Annotated in this window: 22 protein-coding genes; 15 read left to right on the forward strand and 7 right to left on the reverse strand. The window is 37.1% G+C overall.

Features of this window, described 5'->3' with window-relative positions:
* Positions 1-69 precede the first annotated feature (69 nt).
* Positions 70-1,956 (forward strand): hypothetical protein, encoded by a 1,887-nt coding sequence (locus ACOMA7_RS02600; protein ID WP_421391772.1) that lies wholly within the window; start codon positions 70-72, stop codon positions 1,954-1,956.
* A gap of 36 nt (positions 1,957-1,992) precedes the next feature.
* On the opposite strand, the gene ACOMA7_RS02605 is transcribed toward ACOMA7_RS02600, so the two are convergent.
* Complete coding sequence (locus ACOMA7_RS02605) at positions 1,993-2,499, reverse strand: hypothetical protein (protein ID WP_414827320.1); 507 nt, start codon at positions 2,497-2,499, stop codon at positions 1,993-1,995.
* 148 nt (positions 2,500-2,647) lie between these two features.
* Here ACOMA7_RS02605 and ACOMA7_RS02610 point away from each other — a divergent pair, with 148 nt between their 5' ends.
* Positions 2,648-3,211: a hypothetical protein gene (locus ACOMA7_RS02610; RefSeq protein ID WP_053792426.1), complete on the forward strand. Its 564-nt coding sequence runs from the start codon at positions 2,648-2,650 to the stop codon at positions 3,209-3,211.
* Positions 3,212-3,249: 38 nt separating this feature from the next.
* On the opposite strand, the gene ACOMA7_RS02615 is transcribed toward ACOMA7_RS02610, so the two are convergent.
* Positions 3,250-3,684 carry a GNAT family N-acetyltransferase gene (locus ACOMA7_RS02615; RefSeq protein WP_054607881.1) on the reverse strand — a complete coding sequence of 145 codons (435 nt, stop codon included), beginning with the start codon at positions 3,682-3,684 and terminating at the stop codon, positions 3,250-3,252.
* 165 nt (positions 3,685-3,849) lie between these two features.
* Between ACOMA7_RS02615 and ACOMA7_RS02620 the strand changes: the two genes are divergently transcribed.
* From ACOMA7_RS02620 to ACOMA7_RS02630, 3 genes are all read left to right on the forward strand, one after another.
* Positions 3,850-4,353 (forward strand): sigma-70 family RNA polymerase sigma factor, encoded by a 504-nt coding sequence (locus tag ACOMA7_RS02620; protein WP_414827439.1) that lies wholly within the window; start codon positions 3,850-3,852, stop codon positions 4,351-4,353.
* An 83-nt stretch (positions 4,354-4,436) separates the two neighbouring features.
* Positions 4,437-4,637: a hypothetical protein gene (locus ACOMA7_RS02625; protein ID WP_054607883.1), complete on the forward strand. Its 201-nt coding sequence runs from the start codon at positions 4,437-4,439 to the stop codon at positions 4,635-4,637.
* Between the two features lie 21 nt (positions 4,638-4,658).
* A complete protein-coding gene (locus ACOMA7_RS02630; protein ID WP_054607884.1) occupies positions 4,659-4,904 on the forward strand; it encodes a DUF2922 domain-containing protein in 246 nt (81 codons plus the stop codon).
* A 36-nt stretch (positions 4,905-4,940) separates the two neighbouring features.
* Here ACOMA7_RS02630 and ACOMA7_RS02635 read toward each other — a convergent pair whose 3' ends face one another.
* The 3 genes from ACOMA7_RS02635 to ACOMA7_RS02645 form a co-directional block, all read right to left on the reverse strand.
* Positions 4,941-5,834, reverse strand: coding sequence for a LysR family transcriptional regulator (locus ACOMA7_RS02635; RefSeq protein WP_034531417.1), 894 nt, complete (start codon positions 5,832-5,834; stop codon positions 4,941-4,943).
* A 157-nt stretch (positions 5,835-5,991) separates the two neighbouring features.
* Complete coding sequence (locus ACOMA7_RS02640; protein WP_054607885.1) at positions 5,992-6,297, reverse strand: hypothetical protein; 306 nt, start codon at positions 6,295-6,297, stop codon at positions 5,992-5,994.
* A gap of 73 nt (positions 6,298-6,370) precedes the next feature.
* On the reverse strand, positions 6,371-6,628 hold the full coding sequence (locus ACOMA7_RS02645; protein WP_414827322.1) for a hypothetical protein: 258 nt from the start codon (positions 6,626-6,628) through the stop codon (positions 6,371-6,373).
* A gap of 173 nt (positions 6,629-6,801) precedes the next feature.
* On the opposite strand from ACOMA7_RS02645, the gene ACOMA7_RS02650 reads away from it, so the two are divergent.
* The 4 genes from ACOMA7_RS02650 to ACOMA7_RS02665 all read left to right on the forward strand — a co-directional run bounded on the left by ACOMA7_RS02650 (position 6,802) and on the right by ACOMA7_RS02665 (position 12,799).
* Entirely contained in the window at positions 6,802-8,166 is a 1,365-nt protein-coding gene (locus ACOMA7_RS02650; protein WP_414827323.1) for a hypothetical protein, read from the forward strand.
* 118 nt (positions 8,167-8,284) lie between these two features.
* Positions 8,285-9,151: a DNA/RNA non-specific endonuclease gene (locus ACOMA7_RS02655; protein ID WP_414827324.1), complete on the forward strand. Its 867-nt coding sequence runs from the start codon at positions 8,285-8,287 to the stop codon at positions 9,149-9,151.
* Between the two features lie 15 nt (positions 9,152-9,166).
* Positions 9,167-10,933, forward strand: coding sequence for a hypothetical protein (locus ACOMA7_RS02660; protein ID WP_054607888.1), 1,767 nt, complete (start codon positions 9,167-9,169; stop codon positions 10,931-10,933).
* 63 nt (positions 10,934-10,996) lie between these two features.
* Complete coding sequence (locus ACOMA7_RS02665; protein ID WP_054607889.1) at positions 10,997-12,799, forward strand: glycosyltransferase family protein; 1,803 nt, start codon at positions 10,997-10,999, stop codon at positions 12,797-12,799.
* Positions 12,800-12,802: 3 nt separating this feature from the next.
* On the opposite strand, the gene ACOMA7_RS02670 is transcribed toward ACOMA7_RS02665, so the two are convergent.
* Positions 12,803-13,525: a hypothetical protein gene (locus ACOMA7_RS02670; protein ID WP_054607890.1), complete on the reverse strand. Its 723-nt coding sequence runs from the start codon at positions 13,523-13,525 to the stop codon at positions 12,803-12,805.
* Positions 13,526-13,612: 87 nt separating this feature from the next.
* Positions 13,613-14,212 (reverse strand): SGNH/GDSL hydrolase family protein, encoded by a 600-nt coding sequence (locus ACOMA7_RS02675; RefSeq protein WP_421391781.1) that lies wholly within the window; start codon positions 14,210-14,212, stop codon positions 13,613-13,615.
* A gap of 222 nt (positions 14,213-14,434) precedes the next feature.
* Here ACOMA7_RS02675 and ACOMA7_RS02680 point away from each other — a divergent pair, with 222 nt between their 5' ends.
* The 6 genes from ACOMA7_RS02680 to ACOMA7_RS02705 all read left to right on the forward strand — a co-directional run bounded on the left by ACOMA7_RS02680 (position 14,435) and on the right by ACOMA7_RS02705 (position 20,519).
* Positions 14,435-15,250 carry an alkaline phosphatase family protein gene (locus ACOMA7_RS02680; protein WP_053791469.1) on the forward strand — a complete coding sequence of 272 codons (816 nt, stop codon included), beginning with the start codon at positions 14,435-14,437 and terminating at the stop codon, positions 15,248-15,250.
* An 88-nt stretch (positions 15,251-15,338) separates the two neighbouring features.
* A complete protein-coding gene (locus tag ACOMA7_RS02685; RefSeq protein ID WP_053791470.1) occupies positions 15,339-16,586 on the forward strand; it encodes a NupC/NupG family nucleoside CNT transporter in 1,248 nt (415 codons plus the stop codon).
* Positions 16,587-16,629: 43 nt separating this feature from the next.
* Positions 16,630-17,949: an NCS2 family permease gene (locus ACOMA7_RS02690; protein ID WP_421391785.1), complete on the forward strand. Its 1,320-nt coding sequence runs from the start codon at positions 16,630-16,632 to the stop codon at positions 17,947-17,949.
* Between the two features lie 175 nt (positions 17,950-18,124).
* A complete protein-coding gene (gene rsmG, locus ACOMA7_RS02695; protein ID WP_301945868.1) occupies positions 18,125-18,862 on the forward strand; it encodes a 16S rRNA (guanine(527)-N(7))-methyltransferase RsmG in 738 nt (245 codons plus the stop codon).
* 18 nt (positions 18,863-18,880) lie between these two features.
* On the forward strand, positions 18,881-19,648 hold the full coding sequence (locus ACOMA7_RS02700) for a ParA family protein (protein WP_034535006.1): 768 nt from the start codon (positions 18,881-18,883) through the stop codon (positions 19,646-19,648).
* A complete protein-coding gene (locus ACOMA7_RS02705; protein WP_034532676.1) occupies positions 19,638-20,519 on the forward strand; it encodes a ParB/RepB/Spo0J family partition protein in 882 nt (293 codons plus the stop codon). Before ACOMA7_RS02700 ends, ACOMA7_RS02705 begins: the two co-directional genes overlap by 11 nt.
* Positions 20,520-20,530: the final 11 nt, after the last annotated feature.

Below are 20,530 nucleotides of genomic sequence, written 5' to 3' on the forward strand. Positions count from 1 at the left end.
TATTGCAAAACGGTGTCCAAAGCGTTTAAATAGATACAGTAATTAAATTTGAGAGGGGCGACTTTTGACATGAAAAAGCTAAGAAATCTGTTCTTACTTTTGACAATCATTGCAATGTTAGTTTCGTTACCTTCAATTGACTTTGGAATTAAGGTATCCGCAGATGCCAATAGTAGTTCCAACATCATCGATGATAAGGATCCAGAAGCTATCGATGGTGATGCAACAAAGCCAAACGAGGGGACACAAAAGTCTGGTGATCAGTTCAACGATAACAAGACCATCAGTGATTCTATCAACACCGATGGAATTGCAACTACCACCAGCGATAATGCTTATGTTGATAACAACACTAAATACCATATTATCGACACCAAGCTACCTAATATTACGCCAACATGGGGTAACTACACCCGTGTTCGTGACATGGATGTGCCAAGTAATTACGCATCCATTGATTCAATTAACACCGGTTCAACAACCTTTAAGACTAAGTGGTTCCTACCTGAAGGATTCCACGTTAGTCCAGAAGAACACGGAAACTACCAAGGTGGAATCATTGCTAACAACAGTATCTACTTTGTAGAATCTGCCGGAACCAACACTAACAAGGGTGCAATTGTAAAGATTGGCCTAGATTCCTTAGATAAGCTAGGGATTGATGATAGTACCCAACAAAACATCTTAGCCAAGGTCTTTAACTTCTTTAACAGAAACTCTGTTTACGGCAGCGACCACAGTAAGAATTTGTCTGACTTCATCGTTGATACTGATGGCTACAGAAAAGATAACGATAATATTCAACAAAAGATTACCGACATGAAAAATGAAATTGCTGCTGCTAACTTGAATATCAAGAATAATCAACAGACCTTTAACAACGCAACTAAACTAGCTAAGAACCAGTTAACTAAAACAGTCAAGGCTAATCGTAAGACGGTTAAATCTAATCGTAAGGCAATTAAGGTTAACCGTAAGGCAGCAAAGAAACTAAATAAGAGTCTAAAAAAGGCTTTAAAAAAGAGACATACAAAAGCTAAGATAATTAAAAAGCTTAAGAAGCAAATTGCTAAAATTAACAAATCGATTACTAAACTTAACAAGCAAAATACTAAACTTAACAATGCATACAAGAAGTTAAATGCGCAAAAGAATAATATGCAAAAGCTTACGCCAAAGGCATTTAAGACTTACAACAGTGTTAAGCAAGCTCAAGGGAAATTAATCGATAAAGATAATAAGGAGATTGATGCTTTCAACGCCAAGATTGATCATAACAACCGTGAAATTGATAGCATTAGTCAACGTAATGACTTGTTTAGCAAGTACTTTGACTTATCCAAACTACTAACAATCAGTCCAGTTACCAATATTGGTCACGGTCAAACATTGTCATACAACCCAAGTAACAACCACGTTTACTTGGCCCAAGATGATAAGTTAGGGGTCGTTGGAGACGACTTCTACAACCAAGTAACTGAAATGGATGCAGAAACCATGAACCCAGTTCACGTTTACCGTTTCAAACTAAACAACAAGGGTCATTACTACGCTGTCCATACTTTGACATTCGATAACGATGGTAATGCATACTTTGGTGTTCGTGGTGGTCCTAAGAAGATGAAGGGTACCTACACATTATTCCATGGAACAATGAACGGAAATGGTATTCAATTCACTCCGGTCAAAGGATTAATCAAGTGGCCAGGAAGCTTTAACCAACAGGTCACCTACAATCGCAACAACAATCGTCTATACCTACTATCAAACGATATGATTATTTCCATTCCGGTAGATGAAGTCAGAAATGACAACATCCAACCACAAGATGTTCACTACACTACCTTTGGTACCAACCGTGAATTCGAAAGTCTATCATTCGATAGCAGTGGTTACGGTTATCTAGTCGTACTTTGGAGATCCGAAGTATTGAAGTCAACCACACCAATCGATTAATAAAAAAAGCAACCACACAATGTGGCTGCTTTTTTATTATGGATTATTAGTAAGAATATTAATTACGTAGAAGATGATGATACCGATGATTAGTGGTTTGTTGGTAAAGAAGAATTTGGAAATTCCCGATAACCATGATTGGAAATAATTGTTTCGATCAATGTGATTAACGATATTGTTGACTATCATTGTGAATTCAAATGCTAACCAGATATATAGCAAGCCGACTAATAGGTTAAGAGAAGCGGACCAGTATAGTCCAGCTAATACTCCTAGAATTGTTGAAGCTAAATGAGTAGATGCGGATAGTAAATAAAAAGTGTAGACAATGATGGTCACGATTTTATTTGTAAACAGTGAAGCGATGGTGTAGTAGAGAAAGAACATAACGATTGGTAGTAGACCGTGGTAAAGAGACGCTAGGTTAAATGATATTCTTTCGTCTAATAGGATTGGAAATATGTAAGTGTTAAAGAATGTGAAAAGGACCAAAATTACGCCACCGTAAATTAGAATGCTCTTTTTGAATGCTTGGTTATTCATTAAACTTGCTCCTCGTTGACTTATTTTTGATAATTATAATACAAAGGATTTCTTAATCAATACAATCATAAATAAAAATGTTATGATTTGATTAATTAATCTAAATGATTTTTAGGCGCTAAATTCATGAAGGAAAGGGGATGCTTGAATGCATTTAGAACCACTAAGTTGGAACGACATCTTCGAGCTAGCAAGTGCGATTGGAACATTTATCACCGCATACATTGCGTTGTATTTGAATCGCCGCCAGCCCCCAATGAGAATCAGAGTCGATCGTTCATCCGTTAATGGTCAGGGAGTCTTCATCTACTTCTTGGATGAAAAGTTAAACACTAGTGGCTTTATTAAGTTAAACCGCATCTATATGACACTACATGGTGAGGAGTTGGCTCACAGTGTGAACTTGGATTTGTTTAGGGAAGGATTAACGAGGTGGCGTCCGATTTCCAACGACTATATCGTTACAATTTCAATCAAACGTAGCAGTGATGACGAACAATTGAACCGTATCATTGCCGAGGCCTTCTCGATTGCCAAACACGAACACGATGACATTTCCCACAACGATATCTCAAAAAAGGATTTCCAACTGGGATTCGAATTTATGGTTAACGATCCGAGGGTCCATTTGAATCCGGTTGAGTTTAACTTGAAGAAGCTAGAAGAATCTAGCGTAATCGATATGAATAAAATTAAGGAATTTATGCACTAAAAAATGCATGTAGATAAAAATTATCTGCATGCATTTTTTTATTTGTTCAAAATCATTTTAATGTGTGGAGTTTGGTGGAACTCGTATACATCACCAACTGATTTGAAACCAAACTTGGCATAAAAGCCTTCTTTATCATCTTGTGAATCGATTTCAACTCTTGGATGATCGAAGTGTTCGTCGATTTCCTTTAATACGCGTTCAATTAATTGCTTGCCCAATCCTTTGCCACGAGCGGCAGGGGTGGTAAGTACTCTGCCAAATGAAGTGTGGTCTTCCCCATGAAAGACCCTGGCATAGGCTAGTAGTTGCCCATCTTCTTCAGCCCAGATATGTAGTGCTTTTTTGTCGACATCATCGACTTCTTGGTAAGGACGTTTTTGTTCCACCACAAAGGTTTGAACACGAGCAAAGTAGATGGCCCATAGTTCATCACGTGTGATTTCATCAAATGTTTTTACTTTCCATTCCATGACACAACCTCCTAGATTGATTATTTTCATTCTACTATTTTTTATATTGAAAGTGTAAGATTTTGCAGTTTTATGCCAAAAAAGCGCGGTGTTATTTTTGCGAATCGATGCTATTTTTTTAATCGTTCAAGGGCCCTTGATCAATACGCAAAAGGATTGATTAAGATGAATAATTTAGATGCCGGTTTTGATTTCTTAATGAAAGAAAACCATGTTGGCATTGTCTATGGAGTGTTAAAACGATTAAACATTAGAGTTGATAACCCACAATTTGATGACCTAAAGCAGGAGGGCTTTATCCACCTGGCAACAAAATACAGTCAATATAATGACGAACTAGATGACGATCGGGTTTGCGGCTACCTATTTCAGGCGGTCTATTGGCACCTGCTAGATATTTTAAGAAAGCAGCAACGTACCAACGATCACGTTATTAATGTCGAATCTGAAGTAGATGGTGATGGCTTTTCACCACATGATGAGATTGACGGCATTGATTTGTTGAACCAACTTTGGCTGCACTGTACCACTAACCAAAGAAAGTTTTTATGCTGTGCCTATAACGAATCGATGACCGTTACCGAAATTGCCAGAAAGTATCACGTTAGTCGAAAGACGGTCTATCAATGGAAGAAGGGCGTCCAAGAAGAATTTTACAAATTGGGGTAACACTTTTTTAGGTCGGCACGTTATTAATAGTGTAAGGGTTGGCGCTAATCACTTATGAAAATTGGAAAAAGAGGTAAATCACAATGGAAAAGAAATGGAACAAGTCAAAGATTACAGTTAATACTTTAGGAAGCGACAAGGTTATGAGAAAACGTAACATTGCCAACGCAATCCAAGAAGTATCACCTGAACAAATGGCTCAACTAACCGCAATTGTTGCCGAATTAACCGGTGGTAAAGTCGATGGAGTAACACTAGTACAAGAAAGTAACTACTTGGGCTAATTTTAATTGGAGGACAAATTAATGAAAAAACTAGAATTAACATTTAAGAGCGAAAACGGTAAGAACAAGAACTTAGGTTTTAACTATGTAGAAGGTGATCTAAGTGCTGATAAGGTAATGCCAGCCATGCAACGCCTATCAGAATTAAACCTATTCCGTGACAAGGACGGTAGCTTATACCAAGAACCAGTAGCAGCTAAAATCATTGATACCACAAATCAAGTTTTATTCGACAAACGAATCAAGACTGACAATTCTGCTAAGTAATAAAAAAAGTCGTGTTGCATTACGCAACACGGCTTTTTATTTTAGGTATCCATCTGGATAATTTGATTCGATAAATTCACGAATGCATGACACCATCTTTTGTGCAGCAGGCGTCTTCATTTGAACTGAGTTCATTACCATAAAGATTGAACGGTAGAAATCATCATCAAATGGGTATAGTGAAACGTCACCGTTAATTCTTTGGAACGCTAACTTAGGTAGAATTCCCATACCAAGACCTGATTCAACCATTGCAATGATTGATTGGTCATCGATACTGAATTGAATTGAGTTAGGAGCAACGTTGTATTGATCTAACACTGCTTTGGTATCACCATCGTAATCTGATTTTTGTAGAATGAAGTGTTGGTTTTCAACATCCTTTTTGGTAATTGACTTACCATTAGCTGGAACGAAGTCCTTAGGGGTAATGCAGTAAATCTTGTCCTTTACCAATAGGGCCTTTACTAATCTTTCATTGATTGGCTGACATGTGAAACCAAGGTCGATTTTACCTTGGCGCGCCTGGAGGGTGATGTCGTTAAAGTCACTTTGAATCAGCTCAACTTTGACGTTGGGAAATTGACTATGAAAGTTATGTATAATCGTTGGCAACCAGTTGATGCAGACACTACTAAAAGCACCTAGTCTAACTGTTCCAGAAGTTAGTCCTTTGATTTTATTGGCTTCTTGTTGAAGACGTTCTTCATTATTTAAGATATCTTGAATAATTGGAAGAACATCCTTACCATCTTCGGTTAACTTAACTCCAGATCTATCACGGATAAGTAGTGAGAAACCAAGTTGTTTTTCTAGTTTATCGATTGAATGAGAAATTGCAGAAGGTGTTACTTCTAACTTTTGAGCTGCGTGGTGAAAACTCTCTTCGCTAACTACGGTTACAAAAGCTTGGTATGAAAAAGAAATCATGTACATCATCCTCTCGTCTACAATAAAAAACTTATTGTTTTAGATTATATATGTTTTTGTCAAAATATGTAACAACCATTTGAAAAAAATTATGTAAACTATCGAAATAAATTCGAATAGAATAAAAGACGCTATCAAAATGATAGCGTCTTTTTTATTATGGATACCAAAAACCAAACGCTTCTTGTGACCAACGATGATATCTGCGAGCATCCATGTTATTTACGCATTTGATAATATATTCCAGCGGCTTCGGCCGTGAACTGGTAATGATTGCTAGCATGTAGTGCATATCATTGGCACAGTAGATTTTATCTAGTGCCTTATTGCAGGGGTAATAATGTTTATCTCCGACATATTTGATAAGCTTATTTTGGATTTTTTGACGTAGCTTGCGACGGAGATGCTGATTGGCCTGCTCGAACTTGGCATCCAATTTTAGTCCTCTATATAACTGACGCAAATAAATCCCTCCCTTCAAATATCTATATAAGATAGTAGAAGAGTTCGTAGCTCAAATAGCGAAGGAGACGATATCAGTCTCTTTGCATGATATCAATCAATACGTTTAATAGGTCTGAATTATTACGATATTTATCAGTTAGGATTAGTAGGTAGTTAACAACCTCGAAGTTATTTTGTTTACTAAGAAGTTGTTCAAATTGTGGGTATTTCTCATCGTCGCCGAATTTTTTAGCGATAATTTGCTTTACATAACTAGCAAAATAGTTCCGTAATCTAAGTTGTGCCAAAAGGTGTGTACTTGGATTGTTCGAACTAAATGTTTCTGTCATTGGCAATACCTCCACTAATCTTTTTACCTTACTTTAATATTTTTTGGATTAAATGTCTAAAGTATGGCACTGATTTTAAAATTATTTAATAAAACACGACAATTTATTAATGAAATAGTTAAAAAGTTAAAATGTGTTATAATCTAGATTATAAAATTATTGGAGGAATCAAAATGCAATCATTTTTAAAGAAGACAGTCTATGCTGGACTAACTCTTTTTGCATTAGGTTCATTAGCAGCAGTTAACACAACCACTGCTAATGCCAAGAAACACGTCACTACTAAACGTGTTGCCAAAAAGGTAAAAACAGGGAAGCACACAAAAAAACAAACTAAAGTAACTGTCACATACTACAAAGTTCATTTCGCAGAAAATGCTGCATATGCTAAATCAAACGGGGTCGTTAGTATCATGAACAAACCCGGTAAACTGGGTAATGCTAAGGTTGTTGCCGATAAAGTAACAATGCGTCGTTTAGCAAAATCGAAACTACCTGAAAACGTATTCTATGTATATGGAATGGCTAAGACTAACACCGGTCTATACTACGCTCACGTTGTCACTTTAGGTGGCAAGTACCGTGGTTGGATCTACGTTGGTAGAAATGACTTCCAATACAACCTAGATAGCATTACTAAAAACACTGGAATTTCAGCTACAAAAACATTAAAATACGGTGCAAACCCAAGCAACGTAAACGTTAAAATTCTAGACAATCTATGGACTTATCCTAAGTTCAGTCGTTACAACGCGCGTGTAGTTAGCCATAAGAAGGCTTCATATATCAACGATGATTTCGTTGTTGAATCAGCCGTATACAACACCCGTGGTTGGTTATACTACTACGTTCAAGACACCAAGAAGAAGAGTGTTAATGGTTGGATTTACAGCGGTAGCACTACTGCTCCTAATGCTAAGAAGGATACTAAGAAGACTTCTAACAAGAAGACTTCTGCTAAGACACCAACTGATAACAAGCAAACACAAACTAACTCAACTACCACAACACCAACACCAAGTACTTATAACCTAGTATTTAAATACAATGGTAACTTTGTAAGCACAAAGATTGTTAACTTATCAGATCTATCAGTAAACGGCACTCCTGTCGTAACTCCTGATTCAATCGCTAAGTTTATCCCAAGTAACTACCAAATCACTACTGATTCTAATGCTATCAATACTGATGGACCAATCGTTAATGGTGGAACTGCCATCATCAACCTAAATGCGGTTCCAGCAACTCGTTTAACAATTGCCATCAAACAAAAAGATACTGGTGTACTTTTGACTCCTTCATCTGATTTAGTAACTACTCTAAACGAAGCTGGTCAAGACTTATTGAATCAAAAACTAGTACTAAATGGTCAAAGTATTAATTCCGATGCCGTTAAGTCAATCTTAACTAACCGTAACTTACTAAGCATTGATCAATCAAAGCTATCAACTAGTGGTGCCGGTTCACTTCAATTCGTAGGTGTAGACACAACCGCAATTGATGCAAGTAACCCAACAGTTACTCTTTACTACAAATAAGAGATAAAAAAGCTTCCCAAAAAGGGGGGCTTTTTTACTTTTATTTAATTTTCAGTGAATATTATACTAATATGTATTATTATTATTAATGTATAAGATTAAAACGGAGTGATAAAATTTGAAAAAGTTCTTAGTTTTCTTGTCATTGATAACTGTACTTTTAATGTTTTTTTCAGTTTCTGGACAAGCTGTCAATGCACAAACCTACGTATATGTTACAAGAACTGGTAAAAGATACTACTATAATCGAAATGATTGGGGCTTAAAACGGGCGCACCAAGTTTATCGTGTGACCTTAAGTCAGGCTCAGTCACGTGGTCTTACTTTGGCCAAGGACGAAAGCACCAGTCGTACTGTCGTTACTAAGGTAACAGCCAAAAAGGCTAGAAAGATACATAAACAAGCAGTTAGTCATAGTGGCAAGACTAAGATTGCTAACAATCAAATTGTGATTCTAAATGGTAATAATCCTGCCTTTAGTAAGTCCGACATGTCACTAAAGCATGGTGCATGGGCAAGATATGGTAGCTTGGATAAGCTCAATCGTTCAACCACTGCGAATGCAATGTTAAACTATTCATTGATGCCAAAGGTTAAAAGAGAACCTTTATATGTTGATCCTACGGGTTGGCATAACAAAAGAGATGGCGGAACATGGTTATATAATAGAAGTCATCTAATCGGCTATCAGTTTACAGGTCAAAATAATAACTTACGTAATCTGATGACAGGAACGCGTTCATTAAATGATCCTGCGATGAGTACGTTTGAAAATAAGGTTGCATACTATCTACGCAGTAATCACCATCACTACGTTAGATATCAAATTAAACCGGTGTTTAAGAAGAACAACCTCTTAGCGTCTGGTGTGATTATGCGTGCCCAATCGGTTGGGAGTAACGCAATTTCGTTTAATGTTTACATTAAAAATATTCAAGAGGGATTCAAACTGAACTACGCAAATGGAACTAGCGTAGCTGAATAATGAGGAGAATTAATGATGGAAAAATTAAAGCAGTTTTTAAAATGGTTAACACCATTTATTATCTTTTTAGTTTTAGCGTTATTAGTCGTTGCGATTCCACTAGTTAAGAAGCAAACATTCTTGGGATCAGATTCACTATTTCACTTTAACCGTTTCTACGATGCCGCAATGCAATTAAAGAACCATAAGATTAGTTATTTCCAAACTAATTATGGTTTCTTAGGTACAGGTAGAATGCTAAGTACCTTGTATGGACCAGTCGCAGCCTATGTAGGTGGTTTTCTACTATTATTAGCTGGAACCTGGTTTAAGTTCGAAATTTTAACCGATTTAATTGTGTTAATTGTTTCAGCTCTTGGAATGTACAAGCTATGTCGTGTTAACAACGTTGATAAGTACCCAGCTATTTTCATGGGCTTTATTTACATGTACTCTTCATTGGTAATGCAATGGGTTACTGCTCAACAATTTACCGGAGTAGGGGCCATGTTTGTGCCATTTGTCATGATTTATGCTACCCAAATGGTGAGAAAAAATGACGTCTCATTCTTCGGATTCGCATTCGTAATGAGTTTATTGATTGAAACCCACTTGATGAGTGCAATGATTGCCTCACTTGGCATTATTCCATTCTTTGTTGTAGGGATGATTAACGCAGTAGATAAAAAACAACGTGTGCGTATGCTATTACATACAATTTATGCGGCGTTGATTACAATGGTTTTAACGATTAATGTTTGGTACAACTTAATCTACATTTCATCAACCAACCATTTACTTTCAGTCTACCCTGTAACCCACGTTCGTACCTATGGATATAACTTTAATGTTCAATCATTAGTGAACATTATGAAACCGACCGAGTTTATTTTATTCGTTTTTGTATTATACTTTGTTATTAGAAGATTCAAACAAGTCGATATCTTAACTAAGACAACTGCACTAACTGGATTTTGCTTCTTATTTATGGCTTGGAGTCACTTCCCATGGGGAGTTCTTCAATATCTTATTCCACAGTTATCATACACACTTCAATTTCCAAAACGTTTCTTGGTAATTGCGTTTGTATGCCTATTAGTAACTTTCGGTCGAATTTTAACCTATGAAATTAGAAATAATACTCATAAGAGTAACTATGTTGTCGTAGCAACAATCTTATTATTGATTCTTGGTAGTACCGGATTGGACTTTTATGCCATCCACCAACGTAGTATTAACTATGTGAACCTAAATACTAAGCGTCACAAAAATAATAAGAACGACAACTCACTTTATTACTATGTAAGAAAACACCATAGAACAATTCAAAAGGACACCCAAAGCCACAATCTTTCATACTTGCTAGAAGATATTATTAAGGCGACTCCTGACTATGTTCCTTCTTATAAACAAATTACGGGACATATTGAATACAGTAATCTAGATCCGTACAGATTGTATTACAATGATTACATTGCAAGAAACCATGATAAGAAGGTTCATTTCAAACACATTGTAAGAAAAGATGGATCACTAAGTATTAAGTTTAAACTAAAGAAAGCACAAGAAATTCAAGTTCCATTGGTTAAGTATGCCCAAACACAAGTAACGGTTAATGGAACCGTCAAGAATGTGAAGACAACTAAACTAGGAGCAATAATCGTCTCAGCCAAGAAGGGTAATAATAGAGTAAACATCAAGTATGTAACTTCATTTACTACTCGTTTGATGATGGTACTAACATGGATTAGTTGGATTTTGTTTGGAATTTTTGCATTAACAAAAATTAGACGCAACAAGTAGGCCGAATGGGCCTTTTGTTGCTTTAGAGGAAATGAATAATTTCCGATTACTGGAGGGATAGTTTTGGAACAACTGAGAAATGCGGCTAAAAAAGTTCATGAAAGCCGCTTTTTCCCGCTGCTCGTGTTTGGATTATTGGGGTTGATTGCTCTTAGCGGTTTGATTTTAAATAATACGTTAATTTTGAGCTACGATACGATTTTTCACTTTAACCGCTTTTATGACACTGCTGAGCAAATCAGAAATGGAAGTTATAATTACTTCCAAATGAACTACGGTTTCTTACAAACAGGAAGAATTGTCAATGCCTTGTATGGACCGGTAGTGGCCTACATTGGTGGCTTTGTCCTGTTGCTAAGTTACAACTGGATTGTATTTGAAATTGTAAGTTCAATGCTAGTGATGTTAATCGCTGCATTTTCAATGTATTGGTTATGTAAGGTTAACGGCGTTAGTCGTGATTACTCCATTTTGATGGGTTCACTTTACATGGTTGGATCATCAGTGTTTCTATGGGTAACCACTCAACAATTTACCGGAGTTGGAGCTGCGGTAATGCCATTGTTTTTCATTGGAATTACTTTAATGTTACAAAAATTAAGGATTCCAGTACTAGGGGTATCCGTGGGAATGGCAGTCCTAATTCAAACCCACGTGGTTTCCAGTTTGATTGCCTTTGGTGCTGCGCTTCCAATCATCATCGTTTCTTTAGTACTAACCAAGGAAAAGTGGAAGATGATTAAGGATGGGTTAATCGCAATTGTGTTAACACTTGCATTAACCTTTAACGTTTGGGGAGTTATGATTTCAATCTTTAGACATAATTTCTTGATTCCAACATTCCCCGAAACTAGCATGCAACTATTCACTGTTTCATTACATGGTGAATCAATCCAAAGTGTTGTTAAGCCAATGGAACTATTGATATTCTTGTATGTTATCTATTATGTGATTACGAGATGGAAGAAGTTAAACTACGTTGTTAGAACATTGGGTTCAGTTGGTTTTGCTTTCTTGGTTTTATCAACGAATATCGTTCCTTGGACTCGTTTACAAGTTGAATTTCCAAAGCTAACCACATTGGTGCAATTTCCAAAGCGTTTTGCAGTGGTTCCATTCATCCTATTCTTCTTATTACTAGGGATGATTTTGACTAACGACAAGCATGCCTTGACGTTAAAACCATTGCACTACCCAAGTCGCGCATTCACTTATGCAATGCTCTTCTTTGTTTTTGCATTAAACATGGAATTAAACTTCCAAGCAATTAACCTAGGAGTGTCTCAAACCATTGCGATGAAACAAAACAATGATTCTGTAATCCCGGTTAACCATGCTTTTAGCTACAACAAGAGAAATAATCGTACTTACTTACAAGATTTAGAAAGTACGAATAAATCATACTTTATCAACGATATCCTAAAGACAACGCCTGATTACTTACCAACCACTGAGGCAGTCAATGAGGATAATTATGCTAATGTGCATCCATACCTAAATAACCACCGTCAGTTGATTAAACACAACTTCAAAATTAAGGGTGGTTACACCAAGAAGGTGAACAAGGATGGATCATTGACCGTCACATGGTATAACCATCACTCAAAGACTAGACGCTTCAGAGTAACCGTCGTTAAGTACTCAGCCACTAAGTTAGTTCTAAACGGTAAGAAGATTAAGCCAGCCCGCATCAGTCAGGTTGGTGCTGTCACCGTTAAGGCCAAACCAGGTAAAAATGTGTTAACAGTATCCTATCGTACTGGATTAGGAATGGATGTTATCTTCCTAGTTACCACACTTAGTTGGGTCGGCGTCTTCGGATATGTCATTGTCAGAAGATTTAAAAACAAAAAGAGTAACCAGTAATGGTTACTCTTTTTTATTTGCTAAATAATCCTCATACATGTACTTAGCGGTCTTTAAATAGATGTTGTGGTATATTTGGTCGTCGAATAAGATCGAGTTAGCACAGGACAAATTTGGATTGTTAAAACGACTCTGTTTGACGAAGTTGATACAACTAATACTCTTTTGGGTGTAGTAGATAATGAAGTTATGAATCATCATCAGGTCTTTGAATTTGTTTTGCAGATAGTAGCCACTGGCATTGATCTTGAGGTGCGTTTCTTTGCCATGCATGTACAGGTAGGAGAACTTATCAGTGGAATAGGGGATGCAATAGCTCAATAGGTTGGCGTTAAACCAGGAGTAGGACCGAGTCTTATGACTGGATGGCAATGGAATTAGTGATGCCTCGGTGGTTAAAATTGGAAACTTATTTTTGATATGCAGTTCCTCACAGATACTTCGATTGAAGTGTTTATGCAACATGCATTCCATTTGCAACTTCTTATTGATTAAAGCTGTGGTCGATGATTTCAGTAAGTAAAAGTTAAAACCATTTTCAATTACCATGGTCGCATAACGTTTGCTGCGGTCGTAAACATCCACCAGCATCAATAGGTTATGCCAGTTGATTTGTTTGAAATTAAAACGGTGGTTGACCAGACTAATCGGTAGTTTATCTACATCGACAAAGGTGGTGCCATCCTTACTTTCAATCGCTTCGTTTTTTAAATTTGTTTCATTCATAAAAAAATCCTCTCGTGTGTTTTGCGTTTAACAAGCTAGCACGAGAGGATCTCTTAGGCGAATTATTTCGGCCGATTTAAGAAAATCTTAACTATTTTTGATTAAGTCACCTATGTAAAAGGCAAGTTTACGATAAGTATAGGCGTTAGGGTGGACGTGTTGATCTTGGTACATTTCCTTGTAGTTAAAGTCGGTGATGAATTCTGAATGATATTCACGCCAATCGATGAACGGAATTTGGAATGCTGAATAGACTTCAGTCAAACCATCTAGTAGTTCATTGAATGTGTAGTTAGAATATCTAACGACTTCAGCAGCATTCTTATCTTCGTCAAAACGAGTTAGTGGCAGCACGGCGTAAATCTTTGCTTCGTGGTGTTCACTAATCAGTTGGCGAACCAATCTAGTTAATTTGGAAATGATGCGGACTAATGGAACGTCTAAATGACCATAGTCGTTAGTCCCAATCATCAAGACGATGATGTCGTATTTCTTATCATTGATTTTTTCAATTTCTTTTTCTAGTGTTTCATAGATGGTAGCACCATTAATCCCGTTGTTGCAGACACGGCAATTATAGTATTTGGCTAAGTATCGTGGATAGTTGTAGCGTAGGTTTACGGTTCCGTCGAATCCGCGGGTGACTGAGTCACCTAAGGCCACGACTGTTTTGTTTGTAAGATCCAATTTAATCAACTCCGATGAATATGTATATATTAACTAATATAATATCAAAAACTTAGTAAAAATTTAATTTTATATACTCGGAATTTTTTTTGGTATAATGGAGGTCCTTGGCAGGGGCACAAAAGCCGAAAAAAGACGCGGATATCCGCGCCTTTTTTTATTGACACAATTGCCATTTATGATATACTCATTTGTTAATAAATAAAATTAGGAGGGCACACAATGACACACAAAAGAATGATTGTTTTGGATATTGCTTCACTTGGTTTAGGCGAAGCTCCCGATGCTAATCGTTTTGACTCTATTGGTGCCGACACATTAGGCCATATCGCTGATAAGGGGCTAAATGTTTCTAATTTAATTAACCTAGGTCTTGGCAATGTTCGCTGGGACAACGAGATTAAATCAATTCCACAAGTTGACGCTCCTCGTGGCTTCTTTGGGAAAATGGTTACCACTGTTGATAGCAACAGGGGTAGTGCCTCATTTCGTGAGATGTTTGACTACACTGCCGGTGTCCGTACAGCTTCTGTAATGGACTTGTTGGCAGAAAAACAACATAGTGTTTCAATTATTTCAAGCTTTGCTTATTACTGGGAAAAGCAGGACGATATTTCTATGGTCCAAGTACCTGATGATAGCAAAGCTTTTATTGAATTATCATCTAAAATGAGGACCCAAAAGAGCGGGTTAATTTACTGCCAGTTACCAGAACTACGACACTTCGCCAGAATGGATGACAGTGTTGGGTATGCTAAGCAATTAAATGTGTTGGATGAAACAATCGGTAAGGTCTTAGAACGACTAAGGGATAATGATTTACTACTGATCACATCCTCATATGCCATTGATCCAACCAGAGACAATCGAATTACGCGTGAATACTTACCACTAATTGTCTTCAATCCAAATAAGGATGAAGGTAAGTCATTAGGAATTAAGCGTTCATTAGGTGCGGTTGCTAACGCAATCGTTGCGTTCTTCGATTTAGATGATGGGGAAATTACTAAACCGAACTTTATCAACGAAGTTATGTAATTAAGCAATATTGAAAGGGGTGTTGCGCAACTAAAATAAGCTATTTGTCACTATATTTTTTTGTCGCAGAGAAAGGATTAGAATTTTTATGTATTTGTTAGTTAATATTTTAGGAATTATTGTTTTCCTAGGGATTGCATTTATTTTTTCAAAGAACAAGAAAGAAATTAAATGGCGTTCAGTAATTACTGTTTTAGTGTTAAACCTAGTAATCGCTTACTGTTTAACACAATTTTCATGGGGTCGTGCTGCTGTTGAAGCCGCTGCCAATGGTTTCTCAGCATTAGTTGAAGTGGCCTACCAAGGTATCGCTTTTGCTCTACCTAGTTGGGTTCACGTTAAGTCAATGGACTTTGTAACTTCAGCACTTCTACCAATTTTATTAATCGTTCCAGTGTTTGATATCTTAACTTACATTGGAATCCTACCTTGGATCATCAAATGGGTAGGTAAAGGTTTGGCATACATAACTGGCCAACCTAAGTTTGAATCATTCTTCGCTGTTGAAATGATGTTTTTAGGTAACACTGAAGCACTTGCTGTTTCAACTCTACAATTAAAACAAATCTCAGCAGTAAGAAATGTTGTCATTGCCATGATGTCAATGTCATGTGTTACTGCCTCAATTCTTGGCGCATACACTCAAATGGTTCCAGGTCAATACGTATTGACTGCCGTTCCATTGAACATCTTAAATGCTGTTATTGTAACTAGTATTTTAATGCCAACTTCAGTTAGCCCAGAAGAAGATACTATCGCTAAGCTAGGTAGTTCTTCACAAACTGCTGAAGTTGCCGTTGGTGAACATCCTGAAAACGCAGAAGAAGCTAAGAAAGAACCATTCTTCTCATTCTTGGGTGACTCAATCCTAGGTGCTGGTAAATTAATCTTAATCATTACTGCAAACGTTATCGCATTCGTTGCTTTAGCTGCATTAATCGATAAGATCTTAGGTGCAATCAATCCTAGTTTATCCCTAGAACACATCTTAGGAATCATCATGTTCCCATTCGCTTGGTTAATGGGTTCAGACGTGCATACTGCTTTTGATTTTGCACAAAACATGGGTACTAAGCTGGTAACTAACGAATTTGTTGTTATGGGTAAAGTATCATCACACATCGGTTCATACGCTCCTCACTACCGTGCACAATTAACTGTCTTCCTAACTTCATTTGCTAACCTTTCTACAGTAGGAATGATCATCGGTGCATTCAAGGGTATCGTTAACCGTGAAGTAAACAACGCTATTTCAAAGAGTGTAGGTTACATGATTCTATCAGGAATTTTAGTTTCACTACTATCTGCAGGAATCGTTGGTCTATTTGTATGGTAAAATAGAAATATAATATATATATATAGATTAAGGATTTTGTTTAATGAGTAATAAGTTGAACAAAACGTCAAAAAAAGAGACAGCCTCGCTGTCTCTTTTAGACGTTTTAAGGGACAAAGAAATTTTTAAGACAGAGGTCTTAGGTGGCATCACCGGATTCTTCGCAATCTCTTATATTTTGGTGGTTAACCCAATGATATTAGCTGATGCGGGGATGGATGTTCACCAGACCGTCTTTGCGACAATTATTAGTTCTGTTATCGGTTGTTTTATTATGGGATTCTACGCGAACTCCCCGGTAGTGATTACGCCAGGGATGGGTGTCAATGCATTTTTCACCTACACGATGGTGTTGAACATGGGATTGTCATACCAAGAAGCATTGACCGTTTCATTGGTATCGACGATTGCATTTGCATTAATTGCATTTAGCCGATTTACGGACATCTTACAGGGTGGGATTCCTGATTCATTGAAGTCAGCGATTACCGCCGGCATTGGTTTATTTTTAGTTGAGATTGGTCTGCAAAAGGCCGGTTTGATTCAACAAGGGAAGAATTCATTATTAACGATTGGATCATTTAAGAACCCATCGTTGCTACTAGCTATTTTTGGTTGGATTCTAACAATTGTTCTATACATTAATGACGTGAAGGGAAATTTCTTCATTGGAATTGTGATTACTACAATTGTCGGCATCATCTTCCACATTCATGATAGTGGGGTTAAGACCACCCACTTGATTGATATCTTGCAATACCACAAGTCATTGTTTGACTTTAGTTTTGAAAACGTCTGGACGACACCGTTTATCATGGCATCATTTTCAATGACGATGATTTTGGTGTTCGAATCGATGGGATTAAATGCCGGCATCTTACCGGACATGAGAAAGTTCAAGAAGACATTTAGAAGTGTCTCGATTACTGGAATCATCTCCAGTATCTTAGGAACTAGTCCAACCGTATCAGCTGCCGAAAGTGTGGCTGGTTTTCAACTAGGGGCAAGAACTGGAATCATGTCAATTACCGCTGGAATTATGTTCTTACTTTCAACATTTTTCATTAGCTTTTTGGACTTGGTACCACAAGCAGCAATTGCCCCAGTCATCATCATTACAGGAGCTTTGATGTTATCCAACTTAAAGACAATTAACATGGATGACTTTGCTGAATGGTTCCCAGCGTTTTTAATCGTGGTATTGATTCCATTGACCGGGAGCATCTCAATTGGATTAGCGTTTGGTTTTGTAGCTTATCCAATCGTGAAAATCTTCAACGGCCAAATTCAATCAATTAGTACAATTAACTATATTTTAAGCGGGTTGTTTTTAATCAATTTGATAATGACAGCAATGCTATAGAAAAGGCGATCGAACGATCGTCTTTTTATATGTATTTTTTTGATAATCTAGTGACGAATTAGTCTAATTTTGGTTATAATGGAGAAGTATATGTTTCATGATTGTAAAAAAGATTAATATCAGTTAAAGTATAGATAGATGTGAAACAATCATGTTTCACAATAGGAGGATTTGCATGAATCCAGAAGAATTCAAGAGTCAATTAGCAAAACACAATATCGAATTGACTGACCACCAAATGCAACAATTTGCCGATTACTACGAGTTGTTAGTATCCACTAACGAACACGTTAATCTGACAACCATTGTTGATAGGGATGAAGTATATTTAAAGCATTTCTTTGATTCAATTACTCCTGCATTCTTTGCAGAAGATTTGAGAACCGAAGAATTAACCCTATGTGATGTTGGAGCCGGTGCTGGTTTCCCATCCATTCCGTTAAAAATTGTTTTTCCTAACTTAAGGGTCACCATCATTGATTCATTGAACAAACGAATCAACTTCTTGGACGAACTAGTTACTAAATTAGGATTAACCAATGTTGAATTACACCATGCCCGAGCAGAAGAATTTGGTGGTAAAAAATCTCAATATCGTGAATCATTTGATATCGCAACCGCACGTGCAGTTGCTCGAATGAGTGTGCTTGCAGAATTCTGTTTGCCACTAGTTAAGGTTGGCGGACGAATGATTGCACTAAAGGCATCAAAGGCTAAGGATGAACTATCAGACGGAAAAAGCGCGATTACTACTTTAGGTGGTAAGATGATTTCCGATGATGAATTCAATCTTCCGGTCTCAAATGATCCACGTAACATGGTCGTGTTAGAAAAAGTAAAGAACACACCAAAACAATACCCAAGAAAAGCGGGTACACCAAACAAGAAACCAATTGGTTCAAGTAATAAGTAGACTAGAGGAGGGGTTTTAATGGGACACGTTATATCATTAGCTAATCAAAAGGGTGGAGTTGGTAAGACTACTACTTCCGTTAACCTAGGTGCAGACCTTGCGACAATGGGTAAAAAGGTATTACTAATCGATGCTGATGCCCAAGGAAATGCAACTTCAGGAGTAGGTATTCAAAAATCCGACATCCAAAAAGATATTTACGATATCTTGGTTAATGAAGAACCAATCTCAGAAGCCATTATTCCTTCAAAACATGAAGGTTTAGACATTGTACCAGCAACAATTCAACTATCAGGGGCAGACATTGAATTAACTCCTCAAATGGCGAGAGAAACACGTTTATTAAATGCCCTAAAATCAGTCTCAGATCAATACGATTACGTACTAGTTGACTGTCCACCTTCATTAGGATTAATCACTGTGAACGCATTTACTGCCAGTGATTCAATCTTAATTCCAGTGCAAACCGAATACTATGCACTAGAAGGTCTAAGTCAATTATTAAACACTGTTCAATTAGTTAAGAAGCACTTTAACCCAGACCTAGACGTTGAAGGGGTTCTACTTACCATGTATGACTCACGAACTAAGTTAGGTCAACAAGTTAACGATGAAGTTCGTAAGTACTTTGGTGACAAGGTTTACGACACAATCATCACTAGAAATGTGCGTTTATCAGAAGCCCCAAGTTACGGATTACCAATCATTGATTATGATCCAAATTCAAAGGGTTCAGAATTATACATGCAATTTGCAAAGGAAGTGTTAGCTGCTCATGGTGAATAACAAAGGACTAGGTCGAGGCATTCAAGCATTGTTTGCTGATAATGATATCGACGCCAACTCAGAAGACGTATTGGAATTAGAGCTAACCAAGTTATCTCCAAATCCTTTCCAACCAAGAACGCATTTCGATACAAATGCACTTAAAGATTTAACCCGTTCGATTGAAAAATCTGGGGTATTCCAACCAATCATTGTAAGAAAGACTAGCGGCAGCAAGGACGAATACGAAATTCTTGCTGGTGAAAGACGTTACCGTGCCTCACGTATGGCAGGTAAGGAAAAGATTCCAGCGATTGTTCGCGATGCTTCTGATGAACAAATGATGGAAATCGCAGTGATGGAAAACCTTCAAAGAGAGGATTTAAATCCAATCGAAGAAGCAGAAGCTTACAACACCTTGATGACTAAGTTAGACATTACACAAGCTGAAGTATCAAAACGTTTAGGTAAATCACGTCCATACATTGCTAACTACTTACGTCTATTAGGTCTACCAACTGAAGTAAAGGACATGCTAACTAAGAACCAACTTTCAATGGGACAAGCAAGAACATTACTATCTGTTAAGAAGAAGGATGAACTAATCAAATTAGCTAAGAAGGCATACGAACAAACTATGACTGTTCGCCAACTTGAAAAGGAAATTGAAAACCTAAGTTCATCACCTAAGAAGAAAAAGAAGCCACGTCGTTCAACTAAGAAGTCACCATTCTTGCGTGCTTCTGAAAATGAACTACAAGACAAATTCCAAACATCTGTTTCAATCTCAAATAACCGTTCTAAGAAGGGTACAGGTAAGATTGAAATCAGTTACGCATCAGATGATGATTTAAACCGCATTTTGCAAATTTTAGATATTAACTTAGACTAAAAGGAGTGCTC

It is taken from the genome of Apilactobacillus intestinapis, from assembly GCF_049166695.1.
Classification (GTDB): domain Bacteria; phylum Bacillota; class Bacilli; order Lactobacillales; family Lactobacillaceae; genus Apilactobacillus; species Apilactobacillus kunkeei_C.

What these genes read in the sequence shown, in the direction of transcription:
- ACOMA7_RS02600 (WP_421391772.1), top strand. Translation starts at nt 70, where the DNA reads ATGAAAAAGCTAAGAAATCTGTTCTTACTTTTGACAATCATTGCAATG.
- ACOMA7_RS02605 (WP_414827320.1), bottom strand. Translation starts at nt 2,499, where the DNA reads ATGAATAACCAAGCATTCAAAAAGAGCATTCTAATTTACGGTGGCGTA.
- ACOMA7_RS02610 (WP_053792426.1), top strand. Translation starts at nt 2,648, where the DNA reads ATGCATTTAGAACCACTAAGTTGGAACGACATCTTCGAGCTAGCAAGT.
- ACOMA7_RS02615 (WP_054607881.1), bottom strand. Translation starts at nt 3,684, where the DNA reads ATGGAATGGAAAGTAAAAACATTTGATGAAATCACACGTGATGAACTA.
- ACOMA7_RS02620 (WP_414827439.1), top strand. Translation starts at nt 3,850, where the DNA reads ATGAATAATTTAGATGCCGGTTTTGATTTCTTAATGAAAGAAAACCAT.
- ACOMA7_RS02625 (WP_054607883.1), top strand. Translation starts at nt 4,437, where the DNA reads ATGGAAAAGAAATGGAACAAGTCAAAGATTACAGTTAATACTTTAGGA.
- ACOMA7_RS02630 (WP_054607884.1), top strand. Translation starts at nt 4,659, where the DNA reads ATGAAAAAACTAGAATTAACATTTAAGAGCGAAAACGGTAAGAACAAG.
- ACOMA7_RS02635 (WP_034531417.1), bottom strand. Translation starts at nt 5,834, where the DNA reads ATGATTTCTTTTTCATACCAAGCTTTTGTAACCGTAGTTAGCGAAGAG.
- ACOMA7_RS02645 (WP_414827322.1), bottom strand. Translation starts at nt 6,628, where the DNA reads ATGACAGAAACATTTAGTTCGAACAATCCAAGTACACACCTTTTGGCA.
- ACOMA7_RS02650 (WP_414827323.1), top strand. Translation starts at nt 6,802, where the DNA reads ATGCAATCATTTTTAAAGAAGACAGTCTATGCTGGACTAACTCTTTTT.
- ACOMA7_RS02660 (WP_054607888.1), top strand. Translation starts at nt 9,167, where the DNA reads ATGGAAAAATTAAAGCAGTTTTTAAAATGGTTAACACCATTTATTATC.
- ACOMA7_RS02670 (WP_054607890.1), bottom strand. Translation starts at nt 13,525, where the DNA reads ATGAATGAAACAAATTTAAAAAACGAAGCGATTGAAAGTAAGGATGGC.
- ACOMA7_RS02680 (WP_053791469.1), top strand. Translation starts at nt 14,435, where the DNA reads ATGACACACAAAAGAATGATTGTTTTGGATATTGCTTCACTTGGTTTA.
- ACOMA7_RS02685 (WP_053791470.1), top strand. Translation starts at nt 15,339, where the DNA reads ATGTATTTGTTAGTTAATATTTTAGGAATTATTGTTTTCCTAGGGATT.
- ACOMA7_RS02690 (WP_421391785.1), top strand. Translation starts at nt 16,630, where the DNA reads ATGAGTAATAAGTTGAACAAAACGTCAAAAAAAGAGACAGCCTCGCTG.
- rsmG (WP_301945868.1), top strand. Translation starts at nt 18,125, where the DNA reads ATGAATCCAGAAGAATTCAAGAGTCAATTAGCAAAACACAATATCGAA.
- ACOMA7_RS02700 (WP_034535006.1), top strand. Translation starts at nt 18,881, where the DNA reads ATGGGACACGTTATATCATTAGCTAATCAAAAGGGTGGAGTTGGTAAG.
- ACOMA7_RS02705 (WP_034532676.1), top strand. Translation starts at nt 19,638, where the DNA reads ATGGTGAATAACAAAGGACTAGGTCGAGGCATTCAAGCATTGTTTGCT.